General features: G+C 67.7%; 8 protein-coding genes. 3 read left to right on the forward strand and 5 right to left on the reverse strand.

Going from position 1 to position 8612, the window contains the following annotated elements; all coding sequences use genetic code 11:
• Positions 1–267: 267 nt before the first annotated feature.
• The 4 genes from DPQ64_RS07285 to pdhA all read right to left on the reverse strand — a co-directional run bounded on the left by DPQ64_RS07285 (position 268) and on the right by pdhA (position 3923).
• Positions 268–708, reverse strand: a complete 441-nt coding sequence (locus DPQ64_RS07285) for a DUF7313 family protein (RefSeq protein ID WP_115863698.1) — start codon at positions 706–708, stop codon at positions 268–270.
• An 80-nt stretch (positions 709–788) separates the two neighbouring features.
• Positions 789–1577, reverse strand: coding sequence for an NAD(+)/NADH kinase (locus tag DPQ64_RS07290; protein ID WP_157971631.1), 789 nt, complete (start codon positions 1575–1577; stop codon positions 789–791).
• Between the two features lie 151 nt (positions 1578–1728).
• A complete protein-coding gene (locus tag DPQ64_RS07295; RefSeq protein WP_115863700.1) occupies positions 1729–2583 on the reverse strand; it encodes a cytochrome c oxidase subunit 3 in 855 nt (284 codons plus the stop codon).
• Between the two features lie 269 nt (positions 2584–2852).
• Positions 2853–3923 carry a pyruvate dehydrogenase (acetyl-transferring) E1 component subunit alpha gene (gene pdhA, locus DPQ64_RS07300; RefSeq protein ID WP_115863770.1) on the reverse strand — a complete coding sequence of 357 codons (1071 nt, stop codon included), beginning with the start codon at positions 3921–3923 and terminating at the stop codon, positions 2853–2855.
• A gap of 208 nt (positions 3924–4131) precedes the next feature.
• Between pdhA and DPQ64_RS07305 the strand changes: the two genes are divergently transcribed.
• Entirely contained in the window at positions 4132–5445 is a 1314-nt protein-coding gene (locus DPQ64_RS07305; protein ID WP_115863701.1) for a M28 family peptidase, read from the forward strand.
• A 117-nt stretch (positions 5446–5562) separates the two neighbouring features.
• Here the strand turns inward: DPQ64_RS07305 and coxB are convergent, their stop codons facing one another.
• Complete coding sequence (gene coxB, locus DPQ64_RS07310) at positions 5563–6285, reverse strand: cytochrome c oxidase subunit II (protein WP_115863702.1); 723 nt, start codon at positions 6283–6285, stop codon at positions 5563–5565.
• 113 nt (positions 6286–6398) lie between these two features.
• Here coxB and cyoE point away from each other — a divergent pair, with 113 nt between their 5' ends.
• On the forward strand, positions 6399–7832 hold the full coding sequence (cyoE, locus tag DPQ64_RS07315) for a heme o synthase (protein ID WP_269814473.1): 1434 nt from the start codon (positions 6399–6401) through the stop codon (positions 7830–7832).
• A gap of 20 nt (positions 7833–7852) precedes the next feature.
• Positions 7853–8521 carry a DUF7546 family protein gene (locus DPQ64_RS07320; RefSeq protein WP_115863704.1) on the forward strand — a complete coding sequence of 223 codons (669 nt, stop codon included), beginning with the start codon at positions 7853–7855 and terminating at the stop codon, positions 8519–8521.
• The last annotated feature ends 91 nt before the right edge of the window (positions 8522–8612 follow it).

Consider the following 8612-nt stretch of genomic DNA (forward strand, 5'->3'; position numbering starts at 1 on the left):
CCGGCGCAGGCCCGCGAGGCCGCTCGGTTGCTTCGGCAGGCGACTGTCGAGCAGTGACGCCTCGAACCAGTGAGAGAACTGGCGAGCGCGAGGAAGAGTCCGACCGGAAACGCGATCGCGAGAGTCAGACTCGGGCGCGCAGGCTGAGCAGACAATCGCGCCGAACGCGAACGCTGCGCGACTATCGACGGACGTTCCGCGGTCGCGAGACTCACACAGGGGACTCTCGCTCGGCGATGAACGGACGGAGAACGAATCGCGGCCGAATCAGACGATTGCGCTCCAGTACGGCTCGATGACGAAGAACAGGCTGAGATAGCCTGCGTAGAGGACGACGACGAACGAGGCGGTTATCGCTCCCTTGGGGCTCGACAGCCGCTCCTCGTTGCGGAGTTCGACCTCCCGGGCCTCGAACTCGAAGAAGTCCGTGAGGAACAGTCCGATCACCAGCGACGACAGCACCATGCCCGCGTGGTGGTGGATGGTGAGCAGGAAGAACGACGCCAGTACGAGCACTACGTTCGAGATCTCGTGGAGCCAGTTGCGGTCGAGCGCCTCCTCGTGGTCGTCGTCCCGGGCCTGCTGGCGGTAATCGCGGTACGCCCACCAGCGCGTCCCCATGTTCGCGAGTACCAGCGCGAGCACCACGTACTCGATGATAGGGGCGAGGTAGGTGTCCACGGGTCCGAACATCGACAGCGGTTGCATACCCGATATTCGGGAATCCGACGTATTATATCCTTCCCAATCGTCGCGCGCCGTCGCGCACGGTTCGGGTGAAAACTGGGCTACCGCTCGAAGAACGGCCGGGGATCGGGCGGTCTGACCAGTTCCAGCGCGTCGTCCGCGACCAGTTCGACCCGCGTTCCCGGCGCAATCGTCCGGACCGTCCGGTCGTCGAGCAGCAGCGACACCTCGCCCTCGTCGCGCTCGACGGTCAGCGCGACCGGTTCGTCGGCCGCCAGCACCCAGTGGTCGACGTCCACCGCGAACGGGGCGACGGGCACCGCGCCGACCACGCCCGAGCCGGGTTCGAGCAACGGCCCGCCCGCGCTCCGACCGTAGCCGTGGCTCCCGGTCGGCGTCGACACCACCACGCCGTCCGCCCGAAAGCTGGCGACTCGTTCGTCGCGCGAGTGGACCGCGTACTCCGAGATGCGGGCGGGCTCGCTCGTCACGAGCATGGCGTCCGCGAGCGCCCGACCCGCCCGTTCGCCGCCGACCGAAGCGTCGAGGACCGCGCGCGTCTCGGTGTCGTACTCGTCCGCGACGAGCCGTTCGACCGCCGCGCGCGCGGCTGACTCGCCCCCGTCGTTCGAGTCAGCCTCCGGGACGCCCCCGTAGCCCGGCCCGACCCCTACCGGAAGGACCGGCACCGAGACGCCTTCCCGGACCAGCGCGAACAGTGCGGACTCGCCGATCGCGACGACGAAGTCGGGGTTCTCGGCGACCACCTCGGCCGCGGACTCGTCGATCGTCTCTCCGGCCGACCCGCAAACCGTCTTCGCGCCACCGCTCTCGGCAGTCTCCCGGAGTCGGTCCGCGAGCGCTCCGTCGCCCACGATGCCGACCGTCACGCGACACCGACCTCCGCGCACGCGCTACGCATTGGTCAGTCTTTGGACCGCCATCGGTGAAAAGTGTACGGAGTCGGCAGACGCCGGTCGAGGGAGAGTCGCGTCGGAACAGCGACGACAAACTGCGAGAAAATGGCGTTCGTGAACCGCCTCAGAGCGTGATCTCCGCGCCCACGTACAGCACGACCACGAGGAACACCCAGACCACGTCCACGAAGTGCCAGTACATCGACACCGTGGTGACCGAGACGTGGCGGTCCGCGGTGTACTGACCGTACAGCGCGCGGACGAACACGATGCCAAGTAGCACCGCGCCCATCGAGACGTGGAGACCGTGCAGCCCCGTCAGGCCGTAGAACGCGCTGGCGTAGATGCCCGACCCGAGGGTGAAGCCCTCGTGCTCGATGAACTCGTAGTACTCTAGGACCTGCCCGCCGATGAACACCACGCCGAGTAGCAGGGTGGCTGCCATCCCGACGAGGAAGTTCCGGCGGTTGTCACGCCGGAGTTCGACGTGGCCCCAGTGGAGCGTCAGGCTCGACACGATCAGGATCACGGTGTTGGCGAGCACGAGCGAGCTCAACAGCGGCGGCAGCCCCTCGGTGGTCCACGTGCCCACGCGGATGAAGAAGTAGTACACGAACCCGGCACCGAAGGTGGCGATCTCCGAGCCGAGGAACAGCACCATCCCCCACCGGAGCCCGATGCCGTCGCCGTGGCCGTCGTCCGACCAGAACGCCTTCACGAAGGCGTGGTACACCCAACCGTACAGCCCGGCGAGGAACAGTCCCACCGACGCGACGACCACGACGGGGCCGTAGATCGAGTCGACGATTCCCTGCGAGCCCTGCGCGAGCACGAACAGCGCCGCGCCGATGTAGATGCCCGCTGCGCCCAGTGCGGTCACGAACGGCCACCAGCTTGCCTCCCCGAAGCCCCGAGGCCAGTCCTCGACGGCCGGAAGGTGGTGGCCGTGCTCCTCCGACGAATCGTCCGCTACTGTCATGAGGGTAGCTTGCGCGTCGAACAGTAAAAAGCCACCTGAACCCATCCGGGCGTCGGGGTTTGTTGGAAAAATTTGTCGGCGAACTAGTTCGGGGTGGAGGATTCAGTTTCGGGGCCGGAACAGGCTCTCGGCCCGTGAACATCCTCGGCGCGCTCTGGTGACCGCTCCTCGCCCTTTCAGTCGGCCAGGACGGTGGATCGAGTCACTGGCCGAACCGTAACTGTCGGCACGCGCGTCCGAAGCGACGGGCTCGGAGAAAACGAACGCGACTACCGCTCGATTTCCGGCTCGTCGACGACCTGCTCGCGCTGGCGGCCGAGTCGCGGGGTCGACGTGGCGTACACGTGCTCGAAGATGTCGTCCACGTCGAGGCCCGTGCGCTCCCCGGCCGCGGCAACCGCCTCGACCACGCGCTCGTCGGCCCACTCCCGGAGGTCGCGCTCCTCTTCGTCGGTCCAGCCGTGGACGTCTTCGAGGAACTCCCGGGTTCGCTCGACAGGGTCCTTCTTTCGCCACTCGGCGACCTCCTCGTCGTCGCGGTACTTCGAGGGGTCGTCGGTCGTGGTGTGAGCGCCCTGTCGGTAGGTGACAGCTTCGATGAGCCGCGGGCCCTCGCCCGCCTTCGCTGCGTCGAGGGCGTCCCGGACCGCGTCGTAGACGGCCAACACGTCGTTGCCGTCGACGCGGATCCCCTCGAAGCCGTACGCCTGGGCCTTCTGGGCGATGGTGGCGCTGGCGGTCTGGCGCTCGCGCGGGACCGAGATGGCCCACTGGTTGTTCTGGCAGAAGAACACGGTCGGGGTGTCGAACACGCCGGCGAAGTTCATCCCCTCGTGGAAGTCGCCCTCGCTGGTCGCGCCGTCGCCGAAGCTCACGAGGCTGGCGCAGTCGTCTCCCCGGTAGTCGGCCGCCATCCCCACGCCGACCGCGTGTGGAAGCTGGGTGGCGATCGGGATCGCCGGCGGGAACGTCCGAAGCGTCTCGGGGTCCTCGCGGTCGACGTAGTTGCCCTCGCCGTTGAGGTAGACGAGCACGTCCTCGAGGTCGAGGCCGCGCGCGAGGTACATCGCGTGGTCGCGGTAGGTCGGGAAGCAGTAGTCCTCGTCGGCGAGCGCGTACGCCGCGCCCACCTGCGCGGCCTCCTGGCCGGCCAGCGGCGCGTACGTGCCGATCCGGCCCTGCCGGTGGAGTGTTACCGCCTTCTCGTCGAACGTCCGGGCGAGTACTTGGAGCCGGTAGAGCTCTTCGACTGCCGACCGGGAGAGGTCCGGGGCGGCGCGTTCGTCGACGGTGCCGTCCGGAGCGAGGACGCGATTCACGTCTGGAGCCTGTATTGCCATGTCGTCGATCACCGACCGTCTGCCGGGAGAAGGGGGCCCATCGTAATAAAACATCGCTGGCACCCTGAAATACCTAAAATCAGACAGTCTGCTTAAAAAGGCTGCTCGGAATCGCCAACGATACCTCGGGAGTACCCCCGGGTAATCGAAGAATCGTCGGAAGTTTCGCTTCGAAAAGCTTACGCCGTCTCCGGATTCATGCGACCTCATGACACGGTGGATCGGCGAGACGTTCACTAGTGACGCGGGATGGACGCACCTCGAATCGCTCGTGGACCTCGGCAACCGGATGGCCGGTAGCGAGGGCGAGAAGCAAGGGGCGAAACTCACTCGCGACGCGCTCGCGGACGCCGGTGCGCGCGACGCACGCGTGGAGGAGTTCGAACTACAGGGCTGGACGCGCGGCGATAGCGAGATCCGCGCGGGCGACACCGTTCAGGAGGCCATCGCGCTTCCGCGGAGCCCCGACGGCGAGGTGTCGGGCGAACTCGTCGACCTCGGCTACGGCCTGCCCGAGGACTTCGCTGACGCCGACCTCGACGGGAAGGTCGTGATGGTCGCAACCAACGTCCCCGACTACTACGACCGCTTCGTCCACCGTCGGGAGAAGTACTATCACGCGGTCGAGAACGGCGCGGCCGCCTTCGTGTTCAAGAACCACGTCGAGGGACGACTGCCGCCCACGGGGAGCGTCGGGACCGCCGAGGACCCCATCGGCGACATTCCCGCCCTCGGCGTCAGCAAGGAGGTCGGAGCGCGGCTCTCCCGGCGGTGGGAGGACGAGTCGGTCGACGTGGCGGTCGACGCCGACATCCACGACGCGACGAGCCAGAACGTCCACGCGGAACTCGGCCCGGACACCGACGAGGAGGTGCTGGTCACGAGCCACGTCGACGCCCACGACATCGCGGAGGGCGCGATGGACAACGGGGCTGGAACCGCAATGGTAGTCGAACTGGCGAACGCGCTCGCCGCCCGCGAGGACGAACTCGACGCGACGGTCCACTTCGTGGCCTACGGTGCCGAGGAAGTCGGCCTCGTCGGGTCGGGGTACGACGCGGCCAACCGCGACTTCGACTCCGTGAAGGCGATCGTGAACAACGACGGGGTGGCCCGCGGGCGCACGCTCTCGTTTTTCACCAACGGGTTCGACGCGCTGGGGGCGGCCGCCGAGTCGGTCGCCGACGACTTCGGCCACCCGGTAGCGACCATCCCGGAGGTCGCGCCCCACAGCGACCACTGGCCGTACGTCCAGTGGGGCGTGCCGGGCTACCACGTCATGAGCGAGACGGGTGACGAGGGCCGGGGCTGGGGCCACACCCACGCCGACACCCTCGACAAGCTGGAGGTCCGGGACCTCCGCGAGCAGGCCGTCCTACTGACCGAACTCACGGTCCGACTCGCGGACGACGAGTTCGAGGTGGCACGCGAGTCGCCCGACGTGATCGCCGACGCGCTCGAAGCCGAGGACAAGGCCGAGGGGATGAAGATCATCGGCGACTGGCCGTACGACGACGCTTGAACGATGACGAGATAGTGAGAATCCAGTACTCCCGAAACGGGGGAGTCGTTCTGAAAACCGCTACTCGTACGACCGGATGAGACAGTCGGAGAAGGAACTGAGAAGTGTGCGACGACGTCAGTCCGAGCTGTTCCCGCGCTGGTCGTCGAGCCAGTTCTGATACTCTTCCTGAGAGCGGACGTCGATCTCGCCGAGCATCTTGGAGTGGCCGACTCCGCAGTACTCCGCGCAGTAGAGCTGGTAGGTGTCCTCGTTGGTGATTTTGGTCTTGATGGTGTTGTGCTGGCCGGGCAGCGCGTCCTGTTTCAGCCCGAGTTCGGGCACGTGGAACGAGTGGATCCAGTCGTCGGACGTGACGTTGAGGTATATGTCGGTGTCCTTCGGGAGCACGAGGGTGCCCGTCGTGGAAACGTTCTCGCCCTCGTAGTTGAACTCCCAGAGGTACTTCACGCCCACGACCTCGACGTGGACAGCGTCGCTGTTGGTCGTCTCGACCTGACTGTCGCTCCCGGCGACGTACTCGTTGGCCATTACGCCGTAGGAGGCGTAGCCCACGACGAGCAGGACGAGCGCGGTCGCGATGGTCCACGAGATTTCGAGGCGGCGGTTCTCCTTGGTGGGTTTGGGGTCGTCGTTGTTGCGGAACTTCCACACGGTGTAGATGAGGATGCCCTCGACCAGCACCGTGATGGGAATCGCCATGTAGAGGAGCTGGGTGTTCAGCGACTTGATCAGCTCCTCCGTGGTGGAGTCGTAGCCCTGCGCGAGGACGGGGTCCGCGAACAGGACGAGTCCCGCGACCCCCAGTAGCGTGACGAGCGCTTTCCGCTTGGAACTCATGCTGGTGCGGCCTTCGTCCGAGACCCATAAATACCTGCTGTCTTCCGTGTTCGGTCCCGTGATTCCGGACGTTCTAAATACGACGAGTCCTGAGTATAGGGACAGACATTCGCGTGTTCGGACACACTCCACGGGGGACAGCGTCCAGCAGTCGAGCCTCACGGCGGTTCGCCTCGCTGCTCGCGGCGACAGCGATGGGCGTCTACCTGCTGGTCGTCGTGGGCGCGACCACGGCGCTGACCGATGCCGCGGCGGCATGCTCGACGTGGCCCGCCTGCAACGGCCGCTGGCTCGTCCCGCTCGACGACCCGCAGCTCGCGATCGCGTGGGGCCACCGGGTCGCGGCGCTCGGCGTCGCAGTCCTTCTGGTCGCTACGACCGTGCTCGGCTGGCGCGTGAACGCTCGACGTCGCGTTCGCGCCGCGCTGACGGTCGCGACCGTCCTCTACCCGGTGCAGGTCGGCGTCGGCGCGTTCACCGCGACGGCGGCGACGCCTGCGATAGTGTCCGCGGCCCACCTGCTCGCGGGCATGGCCATCTTCGGCGGGGTCGTGCTCGCGCTGGCGTGGACGCTCGAACCCGAGACGCCCGACGAGCCGATGGGGACGCGCGACCCCGAGGAGATGCCCGACGCGGCCGACCCCGCACCGACCGGAGCCGCCACGCCGAGCGGCCTTCTCGCTCGCGCGAAGCGAACCGGCTTCGCCTACTTCCGACTGATGAAGCCCCGGCTGATGTGGCTGCTCTGTCTGGTCGCCTCCGCCGCGATGGCGCTGGCGGCCGGACCGGCCCTGCGGGTCGGGACCGTCGTGGCCACGCTGACGGGCGGGGTCCTCGCCATCGGCGCGGCGGGCACGTTCAACCACGTGTTCGAGCGCGACGTGGACCGGAAGATGTCCCGGACCGCCGACCGCCCGGCCGCCACGGATCAGATCCCGATTCGGAACGCCGTGGCGTTCGGCGTCTCGCTGGCCGCGCTCTCGCTGGTCGCGTTCCTGTCGGTGAACGTTCTCGCGGCGGTGCTGGGGCTGTTCGCAATCCTGTTCTACAGCGTGATATACACGCTCCTCCTGAAGCCCAACACGGTCCAGAACACGGTCATCGGCGGGTTCGCGGGCGCGCTCCCCGCGCTCATCGGCGGGGCCGCGGTGACCGGCGAGATTGGCCTCCCTGCCGTGGTACTGGCCGGCGTCATCTTCCTCTGGACGCCCGCGCACTTCTACAACCTCGCGCTGGCGTACAAGGACGACTACGCGCGCGGCGGCTTCCCGATGATGCCCGTGGTCCGTGGCGAGGCGGTCACCCGCAAGCACATCCTGCTGTACCTCGGGGCGACACTGCTCGCGGCCGCGCTGTTGTCGGCGGTCACCACGCTCGGCTGGCTGTACGCCGGAACCAGCGTGGCGTTCGGCGCGCTGTTCCTGTGGACCGTGCTCGGTCTCCACCGCGAGCGCACCGAGGAGGCCGCCTTCCGGTCGTTCCACGCGTCGAACGCCTACCTCGGCGCGCTGCTGATCGCCGTCGTGGTGGACGCGCTCGCGTTCTGACATCGGCGGACGAGACTCACATGCCCCGAACACTCGACGTGAACGTCGGCAGGCTGCTTCCGGACCGGACCACCCTGCTGTGGGCGGGGCTGCTCGTCAACACCGAGATCGGGCTCACGCTCGCGTACCTCCTGCTCGCGGACGTGACCGTGACGGAACCCCGATTTCTCGTCTACCCGTTCGTCTGGCTGAACGTCAGCCTCTGGGCGCTGGTCCGGACGACGCCGAATCCCGGCTCGGTCCGGGCCAAGTACCTCGGCGCGGTACTCGCGGGGGCGTACTTCCTCCTGCTCGCGTACGCTGGCGGCGTGTTCATGCCGGGCGTCGGGGAGGAGATGGCGCTCGGCTGGCGGATCGCGCCGCTCCCGCCCGGCTGGGGTCCCGCGCTCCTGTACAGCAGCGACGCCGTCAATCTCGCGCTGATGCCGTACAAGGTGGCCGGCTACGCCACCCTTGCGTACCTCGTGTACGCCACCGTGGTCGATGCCGCGGGGTCGGCGGTGTCCGGGCTCCTCGGGTTGGCCTCCTGCGTGAGCTGTACCTGGCCGGTGCTGGCCACGCTTCTGACCGGCGTCCTCGGAAGCGGAAGTGCGGTGGCCGCAGCGGCCAACGAGTGGTCGTACGCGGTCGGCACCGGGGTGTTCGTCCTCACGGTCGCGCTGTTGTACTGGCGACCGACGATCCGCTGAAGCTGACCGGCCACCGACGAACCGCTGATACTGCGCCGCGCCGCGCCGGGGCGGGCGCGCGGGGCGCGGGGGCGGCTGAAGGGGGCGGATA

This window comes from Halorussus litoreus (assembly GCF_003382685.1).
In the GTDB taxonomy this organism is placed as follows: Archaea; Halobacteriota; Halobacteria; order Halobacteriales; family Haladaptataceae; genus Halorussus; species Halorussus litoreus.